Origin of the sequence: Vibrio sp. L85 (assembly GCF_963871815.1) — a bacterium.
In the GTDB taxonomy this organism is placed as follows: Bacteria; Pseudomonadota; Gammaproteobacteria; order Enterobacterales; family Vibrionaceae; genus Vibrio; species Vibrio harveyi.
Genome location: NZ_CAWMYL010000022.1, coordinates 115,715 through 139,361 on the forward strand (window position 1 = coordinate 115,715; position 23,647 = coordinate 139,361).

General features: G+C 45.1%; 20 protein-coding genes. 10 read left to right on the forward strand and 10 right to left on the reverse strand.

Translation table 11 applies throughout. The features are described from left to right. Positions 1-32 precede the first annotated feature (32 nt). The 6 genes from AACR11_RS05230 to pspF all read right to left on the reverse strand — a co-directional run bounded on the left by AACR11_RS05230 (position 33) and on the right by pspF (position 6,750). Entirely contained in the window at positions 33-815 is a 783-nt protein-coding gene (locus AACR11_RS05230) for a peptide ABC transporter ATP-binding protein (RefSeq protein ID WP_005450710.1), read from the reverse strand. Further along, complete coding sequence (locus AACR11_RS05235; RefSeq protein WP_005450708.1) at positions 812-1,807, reverse strand: peptide ABC transporter ATP-binding protein; 996 nt, start codon at positions 1,805-1,807, stop codon at positions 812-814. Before AACR11_RS05235 ends, AACR11_RS05230 begins: the two co-directional genes overlap by 4 nt. Then, positions 1,807-2,694, reverse strand: a complete 888-nt coding sequence (locus AACR11_RS05240; protein ID WP_005450707.1) for an ABC transporter permease subunit — start codon at positions 2,692-2,694, stop codon at positions 1,807-1,809. Before AACR11_RS05240 ends, AACR11_RS05235 begins: the two co-directional genes overlap by 1 nt. After that, positions 2,681-3,643, reverse strand: a complete 963-nt coding sequence (locus AACR11_RS05245; RefSeq protein WP_005450705.1) for an ABC transporter permease — start codon at positions 3,641-3,643, stop codon at positions 2,681-2,683. The genes AACR11_RS05240 and AACR11_RS05245 overlap by 14 nt, the downstream gene beginning before the upstream one ends. Beyond that, positions 3,643-5,262 carry an ABC transporter substrate-binding protein SapA gene (gene sapA, locus AACR11_RS05250; RefSeq protein ID WP_029789466.1) on the reverse strand — a complete coding sequence of 540 codons (1,620 nt, stop codon included), beginning with the start codon at positions 5,260-5,262 and terminating at the stop codon, positions 3,643-3,645. Before sapA ends, AACR11_RS05245 begins: the two co-directional genes overlap by 1 nt. Before the next feature lie 477 nt (positions 5,263-5,739). Further along, complete coding sequence (gene pspF / locus AACR11_RS05255; protein WP_029789465.1) at positions 5,740-6,750, reverse strand: phage shock protein operon transcriptional activator; 1,011 nt, start codon at positions 6,748-6,750, stop codon at positions 5,740-5,742. A gap of 233 nt (positions 6,751-6,983) precedes the next feature. On the opposite strand from pspF, the gene pspA reads away from it, so the two are divergent. The 7 genes from pspA to AACR11_RS05290 all read left to right on the forward strand — a co-directional run bounded on the left by pspA (position 6,984) and on the right by AACR11_RS05290 (position 14,294). Then, positions 6,984-7,655, forward strand: coding sequence for a phage shock protein PspA (gene pspA, locus AACR11_RS05260; protein WP_005450697.1), 672 nt, complete (start codon positions 6,984-6,986; stop codon positions 7,653-7,655). Positions 7,656-7,669: 14 nt separating this feature from the next. Next, a complete protein-coding gene (gene pspB, locus AACR11_RS05265; RefSeq protein WP_005450695.1) occupies positions 7,670-7,903 on the forward strand; it encodes an envelope stress response membrane protein PspB in 234 nt (77 codons plus the stop codon). Then, the gene (gene pspC / locus AACR11_RS05270; protein ID WP_005450693.1) at positions 7,896-8,285 is read left to right on the forward strand and encodes an envelope stress response membrane protein PspC; all 390 of its coding nucleotides are present in this window, start codon (positions 7,896-7,898) and stop codon (positions 8,283-8,285) included. Before pspB ends, pspC begins: the two co-directional genes overlap by 8 nt. Positions 8,286-8,441: 156 nt before the next feature. Beyond that, complete coding sequence (locus tag AACR11_RS05275; protein WP_005450692.1) at positions 8,442-9,473, forward strand: efflux RND transporter periplasmic adaptor subunit; 1,032 nt, start codon at positions 8,442-8,444, stop codon at positions 9,471-9,473. Between the two features lies 1 nt (position 9,474). Further along, positions 9,475-10,560 (forward strand): efflux RND transporter periplasmic adaptor subunit, encoded by a 1,086-nt coding sequence (locus AACR11_RS05280; RefSeq protein WP_029789464.1) that lies wholly within the window; start codon positions 9,475-9,477, stop codon positions 10,558-10,560. Further along, positions 10,557-13,664: an efflux RND transporter permease subunit VmeI gene (vmeI, locus tag AACR11_RS05285; protein WP_005450688.1), complete on the forward strand. Its 3,108-nt coding sequence runs from the start codon at positions 10,557-10,559 to the stop codon at positions 13,662-13,664. Before AACR11_RS05280 ends, vmeI begins: the two co-directional genes overlap by 4 nt. Positions 13,665-13,733: 69 nt before the next feature. Beyond that, positions 13,734-14,294, forward strand: coding sequence for a DNA-3-methyladenine glycosylase I (locus AACR11_RS05290; RefSeq protein ID WP_029789462.1), 561 nt, complete (start codon positions 13,734-13,736; stop codon positions 14,292-14,294). On the opposite strand, the gene AACR11_RS05295 is transcribed toward AACR11_RS05290, so the two are convergent. The 4 genes from AACR11_RS05295 to cls form a co-directional block, all read right to left on the reverse strand. Beyond that, complete coding sequence (locus AACR11_RS05295) at positions 14,291-15,151, reverse strand: lipase secretion chaperone (protein ID WP_029789461.1); 861 nt, start codon at positions 15,149-15,151, stop codon at positions 14,291-14,293. The genes AACR11_RS05290 and AACR11_RS05295 overlap by 4 nt on opposite strands. Positions 15,152-15,164: 13 nt before the next feature. Continuing rightward, on the reverse strand, positions 15,165-16,067 hold the full coding sequence (locus AACR11_RS05300) for an esterase/lipase family protein (RefSeq protein WP_009698161.1): 903 nt from the start codon (positions 16,065-16,067) through the stop codon (positions 15,165-15,167). A gap of 280 nt (positions 16,068-16,347) precedes the next feature. Further along, positions 16,348-17,553: a cystathionine beta-lyase gene (locus AACR11_RS05305; RefSeq protein ID WP_005450676.1), complete on the reverse strand. Its 1,206-nt coding sequence runs from the start codon at positions 17,551-17,553 to the stop codon at positions 16,348-16,350. 192 nt (positions 17,554-17,745) lie between these two features. Beyond that, the gene (gene cls, locus AACR11_RS05310; protein ID WP_005450675.1) at positions 17,746-19,203 is read right to left on the reverse strand and encodes a cardiolipin synthase; all 1,458 of its coding nucleotides are present in this window, start codon (positions 19,201-19,203) and stop codon (positions 17,746-17,748) included. A gap of 372 nt (positions 19,204-19,575) precedes the next feature. Here cls and AACR11_RS05315 point away from each other — a divergent pair, with 372 nt between their 5' ends. From AACR11_RS05315 to AACR11_RS05325, 3 genes are all read left to right on the forward strand, one after another. Continuing rightward, the gene (locus AACR11_RS05315; RefSeq protein ID WP_005450673.1) at positions 19,576-21,003 is read left to right on the forward strand and encodes a sodium-dependent transporter; all 1,428 of its coding nucleotides are present in this window, start codon (positions 19,576-19,578) and stop codon (positions 21,001-21,003) included. 261 nt (positions 21,004-21,264) lie between these two features. Next, complete coding sequence (locus AACR11_RS05320; RefSeq protein WP_026000108.1) at positions 21,265-22,878, forward strand: methyl-accepting chemotaxis protein; 1,614 nt, start codon at positions 21,265-21,267, stop codon at positions 22,876-22,878. 49 nt (positions 22,879-22,927) lie between these two features. After that, complete coding sequence (locus AACR11_RS05325) at positions 22,928-23,620, forward strand: TIGR01621 family pseudouridine synthase (protein ID WP_029789459.1); 693 nt, start codon at positions 22,928-22,930, stop codon at positions 23,618-23,620. Positions 23,621-23,647: the final 27 nt, after the last annotated feature.

Consider the following 23,647-nt stretch of genomic DNA (forward strand, 5'->3'; position numbering starts at 1 on the left):
TCAGTAATTTACGATTTTCTGAGAGACAAGGATTAGTGGCTTGGCGCTTTGTAAAAGTGACTCTCGACCAATCGTTGAGTAATAGCGTGCTCTGGATTGGTAAGTACTTGGTTAGTTTCACCAAACTCCACAACTTCGCCTTCGTGCATCACCATCACTTTGTCGGTAATGTGTTTTACGATCCCAATATGCTGAGATACATAAACAAAGGACAGTCCCATCTCTTCTTGCAGCTCTAAGAAGAGGTTGATGATCTGAGAGCGCATCGCCATGTCGAGACCGTTGAGTGCTTCGTCAGCCACAATGATCGAAGGCTGAAGGATCAATGCACGAGCAAGGCACACGCGTTGTTTCTGACCTGCTGCGAGCATTTGAGGGTAGAAGTACGCATGTTCCGGCAGCAGACCAACTCGAAGTAAGGTTTCTTTCACACGCTTCATACGTGCATCTGGCGGCATGTTCGTGTTTCGCTTTAACGGACCTTCCAAAATTCGACCTATCTGAATTCGTGGGTTCAAAGAGGTGTTTGGGTCTTGGAAAATCATGCGAATCAGCTTACAGCGCGTCGAGTAATCTTTGTGTTCGAGACGTTCACCGTTCACTCGAATCTCACCAGAACTCGGCTCAACAACGCCAGCTAACATACGTGCTAGCGTCGATTTGCCTGACCCATTTTGTCCGATAAAGCCGATAGTTTGCCCCGGCTCTAAACTGAAGCTGACCGGCTTTACTGCCTCTTTGACTGTGCGTTTGAACAGACCTGAGCGCGTGACAAACTGTTTCGATAGGTTATCGACTTCAAGCAACGCACTCATGAATGTTTCTCCGTGTTCAATGGGAAGTGGCAGTTAAATTTATGGTTCTTAATTCGTTTGGTATGCGGAATTTCGACACATTGTCTTTGTGCATAAGGACAACGAGGTCCTAAACGGCAACCAATCGGTAAGTGCTGCAACGGAGGGATTGAGCCTGGCAGCGATTGTAGTTTCTGTTTATGAGGAATCCAATCATTGAAATCGGGCATCGCTTTTAGCAGCGCAGCAGTATAAGGGTGTTTAGGTGCTTCGATGAGTTTATCGGTATCTGCTGATTCCACCGATTGACCACAGTACATTACGGTAATGCGATTTGCCCATTGTGTAATGGTCGTCAAGTCGTGCCCGATCAACACAATGGTGGTATTGTTGAGTTGGTTCATACGACTCAACAAACGCAAGATTTGCGATTGTGTAATTGGGTCAAGGTCGTTTGTCGGTTCGTCGGCAATCAAGATTTTTGGCTTAGTCGCAATAGCCATTGCGATCATGACTTTTTGACATTCACCATCGGTTAGCTCGTAAGGGTAACTGCCCATTAAGCGTTTATGATCTTTGATACCCACTTTATGGAGTAGGGCGATGGCCTGTTTTTTACGCCACTTAAAGCGTTCCCACCATTTACCTTCAAAAGAGCGAGACGGGATCGATTCTATCAACTGACGTCCTACTTCTTCTGAGGGATCCAAACACGTCGAAGGCTCTTGGAATATCATGGCGATGTCTCGCGCAATCACTCTTCGGCGTTCTTTTGGCGTCAGTTGAAGCAGGTCAATATTGCCAAGACGCATTCGGTCTGCGGTCACTTTCCAGTTGTCTTTACAAACGCCTACAATGGCTTTGGCCACCAAGCTTTTGCCTGAGCCTGATTCGCCTACTAAACCACGGATTTCGCCTTCATTCAGGGTAATACTCATGCGGTCTACCGCTTTCACCAAACCTGAGGGCGTTTCAATTTCAATGGTTAAATGTCGAATATCTAATAACGGCATTATTCGATCCCCGCATTGAGAGCTTGGCGTACACCTTCACCCACTAAGTTTAGAACAACCACGGTAAACATAATGGTGAGACCTGGTAGTGTTACTGTCCATGGCGCAATGTAAATGAGCTCAACAGAGTCACCTAGAATTGCTCCCCATTCAGTACTTGGTGCTTGAGCGCCTAAGCCGAGGAAACCAAGCGCAGTGATATCTAGAATAGCAACTGACAGTGCAAGGGTAATTTCAGCTGCGATAACCGTTAATACGTTAGGTAGAATAGAGTTCCACAGCAGATAAAAATCGTTCGCACCATCCAGACGTGCTGCCATGATGTAATCTTTTTCAACCTCGGTATGCACTGCAATATAGACCGAACGGATAAAACGTGGGATCAGAGCTAAGCAGATGGCCAGAAGAATATTGAACTCACCAAAGCCTAAGAATGCCACGAAAATGATCGCAAGCAGTAGTGATGGAATAGACATCACGGTGTCGAGCAAGTGGTTTAAGGTACTGGAGAGCAGGCCTTTAGTCATGCCCGCTAAAACACCAATGAAACAACCGATCAACGCTGCTATCGCCGTAATTGCAACTGCAGCACCGAACGTCAGTTGAGAGCCCATAATAAGGCGCGAAAGAATGTCACGACCTAAATCGTCAGTCCCCAGGAAGTAATCAACCGTGCCAGCTGGTGCCCATGATGGCGGCACAAGCAATTCGCCAGATTGAGCTTGAGGATCATAAGGGGCAATTAAAGGTGCAAAAATGGTGATCAGCACAATGAAGATCAAGCACCACAAGCCAAACATTGCCAAGCTGTTCGCGCGGTAGCTACGCCAGAATCGTTCGAACTGAGTCGGAATGCGCTCTTCCTGATAGACGTTATTTGTTAGCATACCATTCCTTTCTCACCAGAGGGTTGATCATGGCACCAATCAAATCCGAAAGGATGTTGGCAGTTAAAACAAGGGTCGCCAGAACCATGACACCAGCTTGAATTGACGCATAGTCTTGATTCGAAAGAGCGTCCAACAACCAGCGTCCAATGCCTGGCCAGTTGAAGATAGACTCAGTAATGATAGCTAACGTAATCATGCTTGAAAGCTGAACCCCAACCTTTGGAATGATGGGTGGAATCGCATTGCGTAATACGTGTTGTGTCACGATCTCACGGTTTGATAAACCTTTGATTCGTGCCGCACGGATGTAGTTTTGGCTCATCACTTCTGCCACTGATGCACGCATCAAACCGATGACCTGTGTGGTTGGTGTTAGAGCTAGAACCAAACAAGGAAGAACCATATGCTCAATAACGCTTTGTAGCGCATGAGCTCGGTATTCACCTTTTGCCATAAATGCATCGATAATGGCGAAGCCTGTCACATGGTCAATTTCGTAAAGAAGATCATAGCGTCCCGCGACAGGGAAGACATGATATTGAAGTGAAAAGACCATAATCAACATCAGCGCAACCCAGAAAATTGGGGCGGAATAACCAGACATAGAAACGAACGAGATGCTGGTATCTAGCCATTTGCCTTGTTTCATGCCCGCTATTGTACCGAGTGGAATACCGATCAGCAGTGACACAACAAAGGCGAAAAAGCATAGCTCTAGCGTTGCAGGGAACACCACCGCTAACTCTTCATAGATTGGGTTGCCATTTTTGCTGATACCGAAATTGAGCTGAGACAACTCAACTAGGTAGCTTTGCCAGCCCGACCAAAACTCTACATTTGCCCAATGAGATGTTGGATCCAAACGCAAGAGTGAAAAGCCCACCAAAGTGAGAATCATCAAAGTGATGACAAATAGATTAAGACGTCTTACGGCGTACCAAAACATTAATGAATTCTCTCAACTCTATCAAAAGGTTGCGCATTGAAAGGGCTCGATTTAAAACCTTTCAGCGATTTATCGTGAACACGGAACTGAACGCCGTGAGCTAATGGGATAACTGGAAACTCTTCATTCAGAATATTCTGCGCTTGGCGGTATAGGTTCAAGCGGTAACGCTGCTGCTGTGTCTCTAATGCGAGATCGAGCAGGAAGTCAAAATCATCGTTACACCACATTGAAACGTTTAAACCCACCCGCTCAGATTCACAAGAAAGCAGCGGACGGAAGAAGTTGTCAGGATCGCCAGTATCACCAATCCAGCCAGTTAAGAGCAAATCAACATCGTTGATGGTTTCGAGCTGTGTGCGTTCAAAGCGATCATCGGTCAGTAGGCGTAACTCAACACCGATATCGGCAAAGTTAGCTTGGATAAGCTCTGCGGTTTTACGCGGGCTAGGGTTGAAAGCGCGAGGCTCTAATGGGACCCACATCGTCAGTTGCAGACCTTTCTCGTAACCTGCTTCTCGAAGTAGGGCTAAAGCATAATTACGGTCATAACGTATTTTCACGCTGTCTTTTTGGTAAGCCCAAGAGTTTGGTGGAAGCAGTGTATAAGCTTGGGTCCCCGTACCGTAATAAACCGAGTCAAGAATGTTCTGGCGGTTGATCGCCAGATTCAAGGCTTGGCGAACTCGAGCATCGCGCAGAGCAGGGTGCTCAGTATTAATCGCAATAAAGGACACGTTGTTAGCAGGTGTTGCGGTTAATTCCAGCTCTTCTGTTTCTTGGATGATCGGGATTTGGCTAGAGATCGGTGAAGCCAAGACATCGCACTCATTTCTCAGTAGCTTAGCGAGTGTGCCCGTACCACGGTGGGAAATATCGAATACGACTTGCTCCATTTTTGCCGGCGATTTCCAGTATTTAGGATGGCGCTCTAAACGAATCAAGTCGTTCACTTGATACTCTTTTAGTTGATATGGACCGGTACCGATAGGCAGCATATCAATTTGTGCTTTCTCATCCTTTGCTGCTAACTGCTGACCATATTCTGCAGAGAGAAGCACAGCATGGCTGGTGGCAATGTTTGCCAAAAAAGCAAAGTTAGGTTGAGTCAGAACAAATTTAACCGTGTGGTCATCCAGCACAATCACATCTTTAACTAGGTTTTGGAAATCTAAACCTGCAAACCATGGATAAAAACCACCACCGACGTCGTGAAACGGATGGTCTACATCAATGATTCGCTTAAAGCTAAATACCACGTCTTGCGCGTTGAATGGTCGAGTTGGTGTGAACCATGAAGTCTTTTGGAACTGAACACCACGCTTAAGATTAAACGTATATTCGGTGCCTTCTTCATTCACCGACCAGCTCTCAGCAAGGTTCGCGATGGGTTGATGAGATTTAGGATCGAGCGTGAGCAGCGTGTCATAAAGCTGAGGACTTAATGCTTCGGCTGTAATGCCGCTGTCAATTAGCTGAGGGTTGAATGTGGTTGGCTTACCTTGCCCACAAAACACAAAGCCATTCTCTCGAATATCATTGTGATCGATTTCGTCACCACAGGCGGTGAGTAAGCTAATACCAATTAGGCTCAGCGATAGTCTTATAAAAGCATTCATAATATGAAATGGTCATTGGACTTTGCTTGCTCCCAGCGCGTTATAGCACCGGGTATGACAAGCGAAAATGATCTCGCTAATTTATCACTTTTGCCAACTCGCTCCAAACATAAAATCGTTGAGCTGCAGGGTGTTAGATCAAATTACCGTATCATTTCTGGTCGTTGACCTGTTTTGCCTCTTGAAATTGCTCACAACGTACGTGCAATAGCGCCTTTCGCACCGCGGTTCGTTTTATCATTATATACCCAAGTCAACTCGCCCTTCGAGAGCGTGCTATTGACCTGGCTGCTGTGTCAAACCGCTAGGAAAGAGCCGATTATTATCCAGCGTTGTCTTCCTTGCTTACTTTCATTAAACAGGGAACCAGAGATAACGCTCTGAATCCTGCATCTTGAAGTCACTTGGGTATAGTGATCAATTGATAGAGTGAGACATCGCTAGAGAGCAATGATAGTTAACTTGGTGCAAGGACGTTTATCCTTGACCAACTAAGCCATATTTTCTCACCATGCCTCTTAGTTGATGGTAGCTCAGACCTAACAGCTCTGCGGCTTGACGCTGGTTAAACTTGGCTTCTTCCAACGCACGGTTGAGCAATTCAATATCTTGGTCTTCTTGCCACTGCTTGTAATCCAACGGGAAGTGTATTTCTGCTTTTTGTGCGGCTTGTGTTGTTTCTGGTTCTTCTTGACTCGCAGAGTGACCCAATGCGTTCTCCCAACCCGTTTCAAATGGGTTAAAGATCAAGTGTTCAATCGGCTCTGAGTTCAATCCATGACGGTATATGGCACGCTCAATGACATTCTTAAGTTCACGTACGTTACCTGGCCATTCGTAGTCTAGGAGCGATTGCTGCGCTTGCTCCGTAAAACCGACGAAGTATTCAAGTTGGAGTTCACGACACATTTTGATCGCGTAATGCTCGGCAAGAGAGAGAATGTCTTCTTTTCTTTCACGTAAAGGAGGAAGCATGATGACGTCAAACGCCAAGCGATCGAGTAAATCCGCTCGGAAATCGCCTTGTTCCGCCAACTTTGGTAAGTCTGCATTGGTTGCACACACCAAACGTACATCGGCGTTTAATGCAGTATGCCCACCAACGCGCTCGTATTCCCCATATTCAATCACACGCAAAAGTTTTTCTTGAACGAGGAGAGGAGCGGTCGCCAATTCATCGAGAAATAGTGTGCCACCCTCTGCGCGTTCAAAACGTCCTTTGTGCTTGCCTTTAGAGCCAGTAAATGAGCCGGACTCATGACCAAAAAGCTCAGAATCAATCAAACCTTCGCTTAATGTCGCACAGTTTAGGGAAAGCAGTGGTTTATCCCAACGCTTTGATAAATAGTGTAAACGTTGCGCGATGAGTTCTTTACCTGTGCCTCGCTCTCCAATTATGAGGACAGGGCGCTCAATTGGCGCAAGTTGTGATACTTTATCTAATACGGCGAGAAAAGCAGGCGATTCACCGATGAGGTTTTGCTTCATAAAATCCTTCTTATTTTCTATCTTGCCATGATTTACAGTATTGGAGTTGGTGAAATTTACCAACAGTTGGTAAAAACCATCATAGCATAACGGTATGCAACAACAACAAAATGCTTAACTTGCTGTTTATTAAGGGAAATAAAAGTTGGCACGCTACTTGTAATATCTAAATGGAGACACAAGGTGAATAACCGCCTTGTCGAGTTTTAATAGGAAAAAAGAGGAGTTCCGTTATGGGTATTTTTTCTCGTTTTGCAGATATCGTTAACTCAAACATCAGTGCATTGCTAGACAAGGCGGAAGATCCTGAAAAAATGATCCGTCTTATCATCCAAGAAATGGAAGACACACTTGTAGAAGTGCGTACTAACTCGGCTAAAGCGATTGCAGATAAAAAAGAGTTGGCTCGCAAAGTCGAAGCTCTAGAAGAGCAAATCACTGAGTGGGGGCAAAAAGCAAGCCTAGCTTTAGTGAAAGAGCGTGAAGATTTGGCTCGCGCAGCTCTGATTGAAAAGCAAAAGCTAGAGCAAGTCATTAAAGGTCTTCATACTGAGCAAACGTTGGTTGAAGAAACCATCGAGAAGCTAACCGGTGAAATCGGTAAACTAGAAAACAAAATTGCTGAAACGCGCGCTAAGCAACAAGCATTAGCAATTCGCAACCAAACGGCATCTAACCGTCGTGATGTTCAAAAACAACTGCATGCAGGTCGCACAAACGAAGCGATGGCAAAGTTTGAACAGTACTCTCGTAAAATTGACGAGATGGAAGCAGAAGCAGATCTTTACGCAAAAACTGGCAACGCAAAATCTTTAGACCAAGAGTTTGCCGAGCTACAAGCACAAGATGAAATCGAAAAAGAGTTGGCAAAACTGAAAGAACAGATGTCATCAAACAATAAATAAGAAAGGAGCCATTTATGTCGACATTTTTTATTACTGGACCATTGATTGTCTTTTTAATCTTTGTCGCTCCACTATGGCTCTTCTTACACTATCGCAGCAAACGCAAAGCAGATAGTGCACTGTCGAGCCAAGATCTAGAGCGTCTTCAGGTGCTGTCTGAGAAAGCGGAAGCGATGCAGTCTCGAGTTGATACATTGGAGCGTATCCTAGATGCAGAATCCCCAACGTGGAGACGCAAGTATGAGTAAACGAGAACTGTATCGTGACCCTGTAAACGGTAAAATCTCCGGCGTGTGTGCCGGAGTGGCAAACTACTTTGGTGCAGAAGTTTGGTTGATTCGTATCGTTGTGATTTCCGCAGCCTTGCTTGGTGGTACTTTCCTTGTCTTGTTGGCATACATTGCGATGACCTTCATGTTAGAAAAGCAGCCAATGACTTATACCGAAAACATTAAGTCGCAACAGGAACATACATTGAAGAGCAAACCGTGGCAAAAAGGGCAAAGCCCAGATCAGTTGCTCAGTGTGCTAGAAAACGACTTCAGTCGTCTTGATAATAAGATTCGAAGTATGGAAGCGTATGTCACCTCTGATGCCTATCGCGTAAACAGAGAATTTAATAAGCTCTGATAATTAATTATGAATGTATTGATAAAGCAGACCTCGGTCTGCTTTATTTTTGTCTCAAATAGCTCATTTTAAAGAAAAATTAGATTCAGATGCTCTAGAAGAATGTCATAAATTCATCTACCTTAAAAAGAATGGATGTTAAATGGATGAATTCACATGAGAAAAGCGCTCATTCCAATCGCTGTCATGACGGTTCTTTCGGGGTGTGGTAAAGAGCTGCCACCAGTCCCTGAACCCGAATCTCGGCCCGCCAAACTTTTCACTGTTTCTGTAGGCAATGCTCAGTTTGAAAGACATTTTCCTGCCACTACAGAAGCTGGTGATCGAGCAGTACTCGCATTTCGTGTCCCTGGTTTGCTTCAATCGATAGAAGTAAACGCAGGTCAAATGGTCAATAAAGGCGATGTGCTTGCCGTGCTCAACCCCGATGAGTATTCACTACTCGAAAAACAAGCCCGTGCAAATTACACCCTTGCTGACGTTCAATACGAGCGTTCGAAAAAGCTTCGTAAAGAACAAGTGGTCTCGGAACAAGATTTTGATGCAGCAAAAGCCAATCACAACTCGGCCAAAGCCCAGTGGAATCAGGCAAAAGCAAACCTAAGATACACCAAACTTGTTGCCCCTTATGACGGCACGATTTCTTATCTCCCAGCAGAAAACCATGAGTATGTGGCGGCAAAAGAAGGCGTCATGAATATTCAGACCAACCAAGTAATGAAGGTACTGTTCCAACTGCCTGATCACTTGTTAAGTAAATTTACTCAAGGTGCAAATGCGTACGCCTCCATGACGTTTGATGCATTCCCAGAGCGTTCTTTCGAGTTAACCTTCCAAGAAATTGATACTGAAGCAGACCCTAAAACTGGTAGTTACAAAGTCACCATGGTAATGGAACGACCAGAAGGGGTGGGGATATTGCCGGGTATGTCCGGTAACGTGCATTTAGTTTCTGAAAATGCAGGTGCCACCCGAATTCCAAGCTCCGCGATATTTACTGAAGATGGCAAAACCTGTGTTTGGCGTGTCAATGACCAAGGTATTGTTGAGAAAGTGTCCGTCGCGTTAAACGATAAGCAGCAAATCGAGGAAGGACTGCAAGATGGTGATCAAATCATTATCTCTGGCGTGAACGTGATCGAACCGGGTATTAAGGTTCGAGAATGGGTTAAGGAGCGAGGGCTGTAACATGAAAGGAATCTTAGCTTTAACGACGCTTTGCTCTGCGGTATTGCTCGCTGGTTGTGGTGACAAAGGACCTGAAAGAGAACTAGAAACACCTCGTGTGAGAGTCGCTTCTCTGGAAGGAAAGCGAGTCGATGATAATCTTTATTTCCCTGCTATTGCCAATGCGGCTGACCGTTCGCATTTGAGTTTCCGTGTTGCGGGTGAGGTGAGCCGAGTGCTGGTGAAAGAGGGTGATAAAGTCATTAAAGGCGATGTCATTGCCACACTGGATCCTACGGATTATCAGCTTGATGTTGATAATGCTTCTGCACGTTTTTCCGTCGTCGATAGCCAGTATCGTCGCTCTGCACCTTTGGTGAAAAAAGGTTTATTAGCGAAATCTCAATTCGATGAGATTGCAGCACAACGTCAAATCGCACTGGCTGAATTGGAGTTAGCCAAACTTCGACTGTCTTTTACTCAACTTAAAGCGCCTGTTGACGGCATCATCTCACGCGTCAACGTTGACCAGTTTGAGAATATTCAAGTTGGGCAGTACATCGTGAACATTCATAGTGTTGATCGTGTTGAAGTGCTGATCCAACTTCCGGATCGCCTCTATGTCAAACAGCCGCCGACGTCGGAAAATCTTGCCAAAATTGATGCGGTAGTTCGTGTACCAAGTGGTAATGAATACAAAGCCCACATCAAAGAATTCACGACCGAACCAGATCCAGATACTGGCACATTTACCGTCACCTTATCACTGCCTATGCCAGACCAAGAGTACATTCTTGACGGTATGGCCGTTGATGTGACGTCTAAAGATGAGAATGTTGGCTTGGAATTGAATGTTGGTATCAATGTTCCGATTGAAGCGATTTTCAATGCTGATGGCGATGATTTAAGCCGAGAAAACAAATTTGTTTGGGTGCTAAATGACAACAATACCGTCACTCGCAAGCAAGTACGAGCGGGCAAAGCATCAAAAACATCGGTTCAAATTCTTGATGGTCTAGAGCTTGATGACAAAGTCGTTGTTGCAGGTGTGGCTCGATTGAGAGAAGGCATGAAAGTGGAAGTGGTTAAGCAGGAGGCAACTCAATGAGTGAACAAAATAACGTTGCGCCTCAACAAGATGATGAAAACGTAACGGGTATTGCGGCGTATTTCATTAGAAACCGCGTAATCAGTTGGATGGTGTCGCTGATCTTCTTGATTGGTGGTGTTGCAGCGTTCTTTGGATTAGGGCGTCTTGAAGATCCAGCCTTTACTATTAAAGACGCAATGGTAGTGACCTCTTATCCGGGGGCAACGCCACAACAAGTGGAAGAAGAAGTTACTTATCCGATAGAGAAAGCGATTCAGCAATTAACCTACGTGGATGAAGTGAACTCCATTTCCAGCCGTGGTCTATCTCAAATTACAGTGACCATGAAAAACAACTATGGTCCGGATGATTTACCACAGATTTGGGATGAACTACGTCGTAAGGTTAATGACCTAAAAGGTACATTACCACCGGGTGTCAATGACCCATCGGTGATTGATGACTTCGGCGATGTATACGGGATTTTGCTTGCGGTAACTGGTGACGGATACAGTTATAAAGAGTTGCTCGATTACGTTGATTATTTAAGGCGTGAACTTGAACTGGTTGATGGGGTAAGTAAGGTCTCGGTATCTGGTCAACAGCAAGAGCAAGTGTTCATCGAAATCTCGATGAAAAAGCTAAGCAGTTTGGGGCTATCTCCGACAACCGTTTTTAACTTACTTTCGACCCAAAACGTAGTTTCTGATGCAGGTGCGATCCGTATCGGTGATGAGTACATTCGTATTCAACCTACCGGTGAGTTTCAAAGCGTAGATGAGCTAGGTGACTTATTGATCACCGAGTCTGGTGCACAAGGTCTGATTTTCTTAAAAGACGTTGCCGAAATTAAACGAGGTTATGTAGAAGTTCCAACCAACATCATTAACTACAATGGTGAGTTGGCGCTGAACTTGGGGATTTCATTTGCTCAAGGGGTCAACGTTGTTGAAGTTGGCAAGGCATTTGATCGTCGAGTTGCAGAACTGAAGTACCAACAGCCAGTAGGCGTTCAAATTTCAGAAATCTACAATCAGCCAAAAGAAGTAGATAAGTCGGTGAGTGGCTTCGTTATCAGTTTGGCTCAAGCCGTTGGTATCGTAATCATCGTTCTGTTGTTCTTTATGGGTTTACGCTCAGGTCTGCTTATTGGTCTGATCTTGCTACTGACTGTACTAGGTACCTTCATTTTTATGAAGTACTTAGCCATCGATTTACAACGTATCTCTCTTGGGGCATTGGTTATTGCTCTGGGTATGCTGGTGGATAACGCCATCGTCGTCGTGGAAGGGATACTCATCGGGACTCAAAAAGGACGAACGAGACTTCAAGCTGCGACGGATATCGTCACGCAAACCAAATGGCCGCTTTTAGGCGCGACGGTTATCGCTGTTACTGCTTTTGCACCAATCGGTCTATCAGAAGACTCGACGGGTGAGTACTGTGGTACCTTGTTTACCGTACTGCTTATCTCGTTAATGCTGAGCTGGTTTACCGCTATTTCGTTGACGCCTTTCTTCGCTGATATTTTCTTCAAAGGTCAGAAAATTAAGAGTGGTGAAGGCGAAGACAATGACCCATACAATGGCATCATCTTCGTTATGTATAAGAAGTTCTTAAGCTTCTGTATGCGCCGAGCGTGGTTTACTGTTGTTGTCTTGGTGGCAGGTCTAGCGGCGAGTGTTTACGGCTTCACCTATGTGAAACAAGCCTTCTTCCCATCTTCAACCACCCCTATTTTCCAGTTGGATGTTTGGTTGCCAGAGGGTACGGATATTCGAGCTACGAATGATACGCTGAAAGAACTGGAAGGCTGGCTTGCTGAGCAAGATCACGTTGAACATATCACTACCACCGCAGGTAAGGGTTTGCAGCGCTTCATGCTGACTTATGCCCCAGAGAAAAGCTACGCGGCTTATGGTGAGATCACTACGCGTGTTGAGAACTACGAAGCGTTAGCACCACTTATGGAGCGCTTTAGAGAGCACATCAAATCCAACTACCCAGAAATCAATTACAAATTGAAGCAAATTGAATTGGGTCCTGGTGGCGGTGCGAAGATTGAAGCGCGCATTATTGGTTCTGACCCAACGGTGCTGCGTACTATTGCTGCACAAGTGATGGATGTGATGTACGCCGACCCGGGAGCAACGAACATTCGTCACGATTGGCGTGAACGTACACAAGTGCTTGAGCCTCAGTTTAATGAAAGTCAAGCTCGTCGTTACGGCATCACTAAATCGGATGTGGATGATTTCTTATCGATGTCCTTCTCTGGTATGAATATTGGTTTATACCGCGATGGTACAACTCTGATGCCGATTGTTGCGCGTCTTCCGGAAGATGAGCGTATCGACATTCGTAACATCGAAGGCATGAAAATTTGGAGCCCAGCGCAGAGTGAATTTATTCCTCTACAACAAGTAACTATGGGTTACGACATGCGTTGGGAAGACCCAATCATTGTGCGTAAGAACCGTAAGCGCATGCTAACGGTAATGGCAGATCCAGATATCCTAGGTGAAGAGACAGCGGCAACATTGCAAGCACGTCTACAGCCGCAGATTGAAGCGATCGAAATGCCACCAGGTTACTCACTAGAGTGGGGTGGTGAGTATGAGTCATCAGGTGATGCGAAGGCGTCGTTGTTTACCACGATGCCGATGGGTTACTTGTTTATGTTCTTGATCACCATCTTCTTGTTTAACTCAATCAAAGAGCCTCTTATTGTTTGGTTAACAGTACCTTTGGCATTAATTGGTGTGACAACCGGTCTATTGGTGTTGAATACGCCGTTTGGCTTTATGGCATTACTGGGTTTCTTGAGTCTGTCGGGGATGGTACTGAAAAATGGTATCGTACTGCTTGATCAGATTGAGATTGAAATGAAGTCGGGTAAAGAAGCGTACGACGCAGTGGTGGATGCCGCAGTAAGTCGTGTGCGTCCAGTATGCATGGCTGCAATCACAACCATTCTAGGTATGATTCCTCTACTACCGGATATCTTCTTTAAACCAATGGCTGTAACCATCATGTTTGGTTTAGGTTTTGCGACCGTACTGACACTAATTGTCGTGCCAGTGTTGTATCGTCTATTCCACAAGGTGGCAGTGCCGAAGTAACGACTTAGTTTAAGTAACGTTCTAGAGCGCCTCTGGCTAACGTCAGGGGCGTTTTTATAAGGATTAAATATGGAACAGAATACGTGTGCATGGGCGATGAACCATCCACTTGAACGCGAATATCACGATACTGAATGGGGTGTGCCTGTACACGACGATACGGTATTGTTCGAATTCATCACGCTAGAAGGTGCGCAAGCCGGTTTAAGCTGGATTACGATTTTGAAAAAGCGTGAAGGTTATCGAGAAGCATTTGAAAACTATGACTTAGATAAGCTGATTCAACGCGATGAAGTGCGTACCGAATTCATCGTTGAAAACTTCGACGTGGTTAAGCATCGCGGCAAAATTAATTCGGTATTCAGTAATGCCAAAGCGGCAAAGCAATTGATAGAAGAATACGGAAGCCTTTCAGCGGCGCTATGGCAATTTGTTGATGGCAAACCAATCGTGAATCACTGGACAGACATGAGCCAAGTGCCAATATCGACAGAACAATCCAAAGCGATGAGCAAATTCCTTAAAAAGAAAGGCTTTAAGTTTGTGGGTGAGACCATTTGCTACGCCTTCATGCAAGCAGTAGGTATGGTCGATGACCATATTGTTGGTTGTCCTAAAAAACTGAATTAGTTTTTAGATTCACTATCATGAATCCGTTCTAAAGCTTCGACGCGACGCCATTGGTTTTGCTCGAAGCTTTGTTCTCTTAATCCGGCGATTTCTGTTTTCTTTTCTTCTTCGCCGAGGAAATCATTGTTGATGATCTCCGCACGTTTCTCTAAATAATCGTTGAGTGATGCGTTAAACGAGGCTCGTTGTTCATCCAGAGCTTGTAGTCGTTCCGCGCCTTCTTCACCCACCAAATCAACACGAGCCAAATACTTCTCCTGTGCAGACATTTCCGAGGTCTGATTTAGTTCAATCACTAGCGCGTTGTTGCGCTCACTTTGTTGAATGTACTTAGGTTGAGAGGCGAGGTTTTCTTCAAGCATTTGTTGTTGAGAATCAGCGTCTAATTCGGTTTCTCGAATGGCGAGTTTATCTATTGCTAACTGGCGTAAGCGATTTTCTTCATCGAAAAGTTGAGCAATTTGTTCGTCAGTAAAAAACGCGCTTTGCATCGCTAAGATTGTGTCATTTAGCTGCTTCAGTTCGTTTAATGGCAACGAATTTCCTTCGAACGGTTCTAGCTTGGATAGTGCTTCTTTGTATGCAAGATAGGTCTCGAACAGTTCTGCGCTGATACCCAGTGAATCTAGTTGTGATTCACCAGTTTTTACGTTGGCTTTGATTTCTTCAAGGCTTTGTTCTCCTAGACCGCTCAGAGTGTATTCAAAGAAGTCTTTTTGAGAAGAGAGATCAATACTGGTGTCCTGTTGTGACTGAGATTTTATAAGTTGTGAAGGTGGAGACGATGGAAACAGATAAGCCGCTCCTACACCAATGAGTGATACGATGGATAAGGTGATGAGAGCGACTTTCTTCATAATGGCTTCCTTCTTATAGACCTTGTTGTTTTAGGCGGTTTGCATGTTGGCGATACAATGTGACTGGATCCGTTTCGAACAAATGATGGATACCTAGCAGCCCGTTGATTTCATCCAGATGATTCATCTTGTAATCATCACGAATCACTTTCCCCAAGTGAGTGCTGCACGTGCCCACGAGACCATCATTTGGACTATCAAACGCCAAACCTAAAACCACCATTGCGCCGTCTGTTGGATCAAACAGGTTGGTAAAGTTGGAAGAGCCAGTCCATGAGTAGTAATGCACACCGTTAGACGCCAATAGGTCTCCATCTCCACACTCACTGGTTGGAATGCCTTCAGGGTAATGCTGGTTGAACGCCAAAGAACCTTCGGTGGTTAGTGCCGCTAAGGAAGCTAGTGGGTCTTGGTCGAGATCAGTGCCACCGGAAAGTAGATTAATGAGAGTCACTAGCCCTTCTGCTAGCTTCACCGCGACACCTTCACTGATGGAGCCTTCAGGGACCGTTCCACGCACAATATCAGCTACTTTTGATCCTTTGTTCACCCCTCCAATACTGGTAACGGACGCCACTAAATCTGGGCGTACAGAAGCAACATAACGTGTTGTTGGTCCACCATGGCTGTGCCCAATCAAATTGACCTTTTCCGCGCCTGTTGCAGCAAGCAACGTTTCTACTTGAGCCAAGAGCTGCTCTCCACGTGCTTCACTGCTGTTGGTTGCGGAAACTTGAGCGACATAAACCGTCGCGCCATCTTTCGTTAGAGCATGTGGGATGCCATAGAAGTAATCGACTCCGGCAAGGGAATCAAAACCAAATAAACCATGGACAAGTACGATGGGGTATTTGGTTTCTGTGTAACCACTGGCGTTGGCAGATGCAAAAGGTAGGGTGCTTAAAACGAAAAGCATTGTTGTTATGAATCTGAGTTTCAAAACTATCTCCTTGTGGTATGACCTCTTATGAGTTTTATAAAATAGGAGATAAGTTTTGCGGTTGAGAAGTTCGTTTGTGGCACATTGTTTTAATCTGTGATTACTCAAAAGAAAATCAACAGATTCAATTAACATTGGATTGATGAATATTAGAATGTTAGTTAATTCTAATTAAGACAATGAGTTAGTAACTCTATAATGAGAGGTAAAAAAATAGCCTCGCAGTACGAGGCTATTTAATAATTGTTCTGAATGCTTATAAAGAGGCTTCTTTTTCTAGCACTAATGCATTGTATCGAGCAAAGCCAGCTTCAAGATCGGCGATTAAGTCTTCTACATCTTCTAAACCAATGTGTAGACGTACTAATGTACCTTCGAAATTTGGATTCGCCACTGTGCGCAAGCTATTAAAGCTCTTTGGCTCGTTAGCTAAAATCAAACTCTCAAACCCACCCCATGAATAACCCATGCTGAAGTGCTTCATACCATCCAACAATGCTGTGGTGGCTTTCGGGTACGAGCTTTTCAACACGAATGAGAACAGACCGTTACCACCAGTAAAATCGCGTTTATAGAATTCGTGACCCGGACAACTCTCTAGAGCAGGGTGACGAACGTGGTCAACTTCAGGACGAGCTGCTAACCATTGCGCGACTTTTAGACTGTTTTCCGCGTGTTGGCGTAAGCGTACATCAAGTGTGCGAATACCACGCAGACCGAGATATGCATCATCAGGAGAAACACATTGACCCATTAGGTAGCTCTGCTCGCGTAGCTGATCCCAGTACTTCTCAGACGCAACCGCCGTACCCAGCATTACATCTGAGTGACCCACAATGTATTTGGTTGCTGCTTGGATAGAGATATCCACGCCGTGCTCGAATGGTGAGAAGTTCACCCCCGCGCCCCATGTGTTATCCAGCATTACAATGATGTCTTGTTCGTGTGCAATGCTTGCTAGGGTAGGGACATCCATCACTTCCATGGTAATGGAACCAGGAGACTCAAGGAAAAGCACTTTAGTATTCGGCTGAATAAGGTCACGAATGCCTGCGCCGATCATAGGATCGAAGTAAGTTGTCTCTACACCCATCTTCTTCATGATGGTGTCACAGAAATCGCGAGTAGGTTCGTAGCAGGTATCCACCATTAAGATATGGTCGCCCGTTTCAACAAAAGACAAGATGGCATTAGAAATCGCCGCCGTGCCACATGGGTAAAGGGCACACCCTGCGCCGCCTTCGACCTCTACCATGGCATCTTGAAAGGCAAAGTGTGTGTTTGTACCACGGCGTCCGTAAAACAGGGTTTTATTCGTACGATTGATCATCGCTTGGTTTTTTTCTGCGACGGTATCAAACACTATAGTAGAAGCGCGCTGCACTGGTGGGTTTACCACGCCATTTGTCCACTTCTTATCACGACCTGCGGTAACGAGTTTGGTCTTTTTGCCTTCTGACATAAAAATTCCCTGTCTAAATTACGATTTTCAATATTTAAAACATGGACCAAGGGTGGTTTGCAAGGGAAAAGTAGAAATGAAACGACTCGTCAGAGCATAGAGCGAAAAACAGTGAGAAAGTGCAACAGATAAAGAAAACCGACAGCATAGAACTGTCGGTTTTGTAGAGATTTATTAGCTTTAACTCATTTGTTATAGCAATGGGTTAAATAGATAGAAAACACGTTCCAAGAAACGAGAGAAGATACTGCGCTTCTCCCATTCTTCTTTATCAACAGTGTGTGATTGTTGGATGTAGGTGTCCTGCAGCCACGACATTTGCTTGGTGAACTCTTCGTCATCTACTGCCAGAGTCACTTCAAAGTTGAGCCACAAGCTGCGCATATCCATGTTTACCGTGCCGACCAGACAGAATTGATCATCAATCACCACCGATTTAGTGTGCAATAAACCGCCATAGAATTCGTAGATTTTCACACCAGCAGCCATCAACTCACTGTAGAAAGCTCGCGATGCCCATTGCACCATCATGGAATCGTTTTTGTGCGGGATGATCAGCTCAACATCGATGCCACGTTGTGCGGTCATTTTTAATGTTTCGAGTAAATCAGAGCTTGGTACGAAGTAAGGCGTGGTGATCCTCACCGAGCGATTCGCTTGGTTGATCGCCAAAGTCAGTACTTGGTAAATCAAGTACTCCGGCATCCCCGGACCAGACGGAACCACCTGAATTGGATGTTGAAACTCATCGCTGTTGTCAATGCGGCACTCTGGGTGTTTAGGTAACTGACGTTCACCTGTTTCAACTTCCCAATCCCAGCAGTGAATGGCACTTAGCACGTTGACCGTAGGACCGGTAATTCGCACCATGATGTCAATCCACTGACCAACACCACTGCTTTGTTTAAAGAAAGCAGGGTCGACCAAGTTCATTGAGCCTGTATAAGCAATTTCGTCATCAATCACGATGATCTTACGATGCTGACGCAAGTCCAAACGGCGCAGGAAGATACGCCACATTTTAACTTCCAATGCTTGTACTACATCGATGCCCGCATCCTTCATCATCTTATACCAATGACTGCGGAAGAAACGCGGACTACCAGCAGAGTCAAGAAGCAGTTTTACGTCTACGCCACGTTTTGCCGCTTGAATCAGTGCAGAAGCGACTGAATCGGCTAAGCCTCCTGGGTGCCAAATGTAGAACACCATTCGAATGCTGTGTTGTGCGTTTTCGATATCTTCAATGATGGAATGAAGGATTTCATCCGGTGATTGCTGAAGTGAAAGTGTGTTACCACTTAATGCAGGAAGACCCAAACGGTTGTTACATAGCTCGTCAATGCGATAGATATGACGCCCCATTGCTTCTGGAACATGTGCGTTACAATCATTTAACTGAGTGAACCATTGTTGGAACGGTGTGAACATCACTTTAGCCCGTTCTGCACGTTTTCGACCAAGGTTAAGCTCACCAAATAAGAAATAACAGGCAACACCAAGCACTGGCAGGATGTAGATGATCATCAGCCATGCAAGAGAGACGCTAACAGCGCGACGTTTTAATACGACACGAATAGTAACACCAGCCACTAGGAACCAATAAAGCCCAATGCTAGCTAGGGTGAGAAAGTGATAGAACTTGTCCATATACGCCAAAAGTAATAAGCCCAACATGGATATTAAGCGGAAATGACGTAACGGGAAACTATTTTCATACCAACACGGTTAGGTGATTTTATGTTGTGAAATAGATTTTATAACGGGGTAATGTGTTACTAAGGTGTGAAAAGTTGGATGAAACTTTAACTTTTGCGCAAAAAAGCAGCATTTAGCGTGAACAATGATACATTTGCGCGATAAATGTGCTATTCGGGGTTCCAATTTTAAAGTTAAACTGCTTTACTTGCCATACATAGAGCGTCACACAAACATCTTATAAAGTGTACATTAATATTTACACGAACATATTCTAGACGCCTATCTCTATGCAAACACAACAAAACATTTTGGAGAAAAAGCGTGGCTACAAATACAGCAGCACCACGTGATACGTGGGGGTCTAAACTAGGCTTCGTAATGGCAGCAGCGGGTTCCGCTGTCGGTTTAGGCAATATATGGAAATTCCCTTACACAGCTGGTGAGAGCGGCGGCGGTGCGTTCGTTGCAATTTACCTTTTGTTTGTTATTTTTATCGGCTTTAGCGTCATGCTTACTGAGTTCGCTATTGGTCGTAAGACAGGTCTTTCAGCAGTAGGTGCTTTCAAATCGACTGATCGTCGTTGGACATTTACGGGTGTTATCGGCGTACTGAGTGGTCTATTGATCATGGGTTTCTACCCTGTAGTAGGTGGCTGGGCGTTAGCGTACATCTTTAAAGTAGGCGGTGGTCTACTAAGTGCTCCTGAAGCAATTGGTGACAGCTTCGGCGGCTTCATTTCTGATCCAGTTCAACCGCTAATGTGGATGGGTGTTTACCTGTTCCTAAACATCGTTATCGTAATGAAAGGTATTTCTGGCGGTATCGAGAAAGCGGGTAAAATCCTAATGCCTCTTCTATTCCTTATCCTGATCGTTGTATCAGTGAAAGGTCTGATGCTACCGGGCGCAATGGCAGGTCTTGAGTTCCTGTTCATGCCAGACTTCTCAAAAGTAGACAGCAATGTCGTTCTAGCTGCGCTAGGTCAGGCATTCTTCTCTCTAAGTCTGGGTATGGGTTGTATGATGACTTACGGTTCTTACCTGAAGAAGAAAGAGAACCTAGTTCAAACAACCGGTATGGTTACGGCAATGGACACAGGTGTTGCAATCCTAGCGGGTGTAGCAATGTTCCCTGCAATGTTCGCATTTGGTATGGAGCCAGCAGCAGGTCCAGGTCTAGTCTTCGTAGTTGTACCTCAACTGTTTGCTGAAATGGGCGGCGTAATTGGTCTTCTATTTGCTCTGATGTTCTTCATTGGTCTTACTGTTGCGGCACTGACGTCTTCTGTATCTCTACTAGAGGTTGTGGTTTCTTACCTAATCGATGAGAAAGGTCTGAAGCGTTCAACAGCAGTACTGTCTGCGAGCGTCGTAATGGCAACACTATGTGTGTTCGCGTCGCTGTCACTTGGTGGTGTTGGTCCAACTCTATTCGGTACGGGCGCATTTGATATCTTCGACCTACTAACAGATAAGATCTTCCTAGCGGTCGGCGGTATGTTGGTATGTATCTTTGCAGGTTGGCGTCTAAACCGTGCTGACCTTGAAAAAGAGATCACTAACGATGGTAAAGTTTCTTTCCCTCTATTTGGTCTATGGTACAACCTAGTTAAATACGTAATCCCAGTCGCTATCGCAATCGTAGCTTTCATGGGCATTAAGTCTGGTTTCGACAGCGGTAAAGGCGAAATCATGCTACTTGGTATTGGTATCATTGCCCTCGCAGGTATCTTTTCTAAGAAGCTATAAGCGAGAAGTATTCAGCTAAATTCAAAAACTAATAAACGGGAGTCTTCACAGGCTCCCGTTTTTTATATTCATTATTTATAGGATTGAGTGAATTCATATTAATAATGGGTATTAATTGTGAGACGACTCGTAAAGAGAGCTGGATCACAAAAATAAGTGTTAAAGTTGCAGTTGAACGTTCCGATAAGCCTTACAAAGCATGTGTAAATATGTGGATGAACTAAGTTAGAAAATAGAAGACAAGGGTAAGGTAGGTTATTAGTGACAATGTCTGTTCGTAAAAAACTGTACGCGAGTTTTGGTGCAATCTTAGCGATCATGCTGGTGATGATTGGAATTATCACATTAGAAGTATTGAACTCGCACGAAGTGGCTGACGAGGTAAGAACGGACGATGTTCCTGAAACTGTTCAGTACTTAATTTTGATCGATGAAGCTGGTGATGTTTATCGTGATGCATTAGGTAGCATCGTAGGTGTATCGGGTGCTCAGGCGGAGTACCAAGTAAATAAACAAGAATTTGCAGCAGCGATTGCTGAAGTCAAACTTTTGGAAACGGTTGGTGGCGAAGATTACCGTAATGTTGAAAAAGTTGAACGTTACATGAGTAATTTCACTCGTGACTTTGAGTCGCAAATTTTGACTAATCTTGGTCTAGAAAACGTTGAAGAGAACGTGGCGCGCCTTCGCTCTCTTTATGACGCTAACCTAGCGCCGATTGAATCTATCCTTGATGCGGCATCAACGGATGGTCGCCAAAGTACCAGTGAAGCGCTACTGGACCTTTCGGATTCGTTTAATAGCATTGAACTGACGATTTATGTGCTTGGTTCGATTGCGCTGATTGCAACAGCCGTTATTGCGTACTTGTTGTCCAACTCAATTACTCACCGTTTGAGTAAGCTCGATGAGTTAGCGCAACGTGTCGCGGAAGGCGATTTAACGGTAGAACCGATTGAAGATAAATCGGGTGACGAGTTGGCTAACCTAGCGACTTCTCTAAATAAGATGCAAGCATCATTGACTAGCCTTATTGGCTCGATTTCGCTCGTATCGGAAGAAGTGAAATCGGTTACCGGCGAGCTGTCAGTTGTGAGCCAAGATATTGTGTCGGGTGCAAGTAGCCAATCTGATAAAGCAAACTTGATTGCGACTGCGGCAGAAGAGTTGAGCTTGACCATTTCTCAAGTTGCAGAGCAAGGTGCTGCGACGTTTGAAGAAGCACGCAAGTCGGAATCAACCGCTGAACAAGGTCGCACCGTGATTGTTGAGATGGTGGAGAGCATTCAACAGGTATCACAGCAAATGTCGGATATGTCGGTGCAGATGAACAGCCTAGGTTCTCATGGCGAGAAAATTGGCGCGGTTATCAAAGTGATTGAAGACATTGCCGAGCAGACGAACCTGCTGGCATTGAACGCGGCAATCGAAGCGGCACGTGCAGGCGAGTTTGGTCGTGGCTTTGCTGTGGTTGCCGATGAAGTACGCGCTCTGGCTGAACGCACAACGAAGGCAACACAAGAGGTCGGTGAGATCATCCAAGCGATTCAAGTCGGCACTCAAGAGGCAGTGACTTACACGGAAGATGGCTGTCGTTTGGTTGAAATTGGCGTGAGTCAAAGCTCGGGAGCGGTGAACTCACTGGAAGAAATCGTTTCTGGTGCGGCTCATGTTCAAAGCATGGTTAACTCAATCGCGACAGCAGCGGAAGAGCAAACCGCAGTGACGAAAGAAATTGCTGCTGACATTACATCGATCAGCGACATCTCAAACCGTTCATTACAATTAGCGAATGACAGCTCGCAAAGCGTAGAAGGTCTGAACCGTAAAGTTCAAGAATTGGAAGCGCTGGTGGGTAAGTTTAAGCTCGCCTAATTGCTTAGAATCGGTATACTTCTGGCTCCAAACGTGGAGCCAGTTTTTTATGTTCGACATTCTACACACCCATCCAGATTTTCTGATCATCAATAAACATCCCAACGTCTCAGTACATAAGGACGATGGTGAAACTATGTTGCTGCAAGAAGTAGCGAGACAAAGTGGTGATGAGCAGTTGTATCTTATTCACCGCCTCGACAAAATGACGTCTGGAATTTTGCTTTTGGGTCGCAACGTAAAAGCAGCAAGCGCGTTGTCGCAAGCATTTGCAGATCGTCAAGTCGAGAAGTTCTATCTTGCGATTGGTTCGAAAAAGCCTAAGAAGAAGCAAGGGCTGGTAGTGGGTGACATGGAACGCTCTCGTCGTTCTTCATGGAAACTGGTAAACAGCAAAACGAATCCAGCGATTACCCAATTCTTTTCTCTCGCTGCAGAGCCGGGAGAGCGCCTGTTTTTATGCAAGCCGCATACTGGCAAAACACACCAAATTCGTGTGGCATTAAAATCCGTTGGTTCGGGTATTGTTGGTGATTCTATTTATAATGCAGGTAATGACGCTGACCGTGGTTACTTGCATGCATTTTCATTGTGTTTCCCGTATCAAGATGAAACACACTGCTTTGTTTGCGATCCACGCGAGCATAAAGCGCTTGGCAGTAAATGGCACAATGAAATTGTATCCCAAGGTATCGACACTTGGCTTTCTCCGTGGGAACTGAACTGGCCTACGATCAAATAACCATTACAAAGAAAACGAATAAGAGAA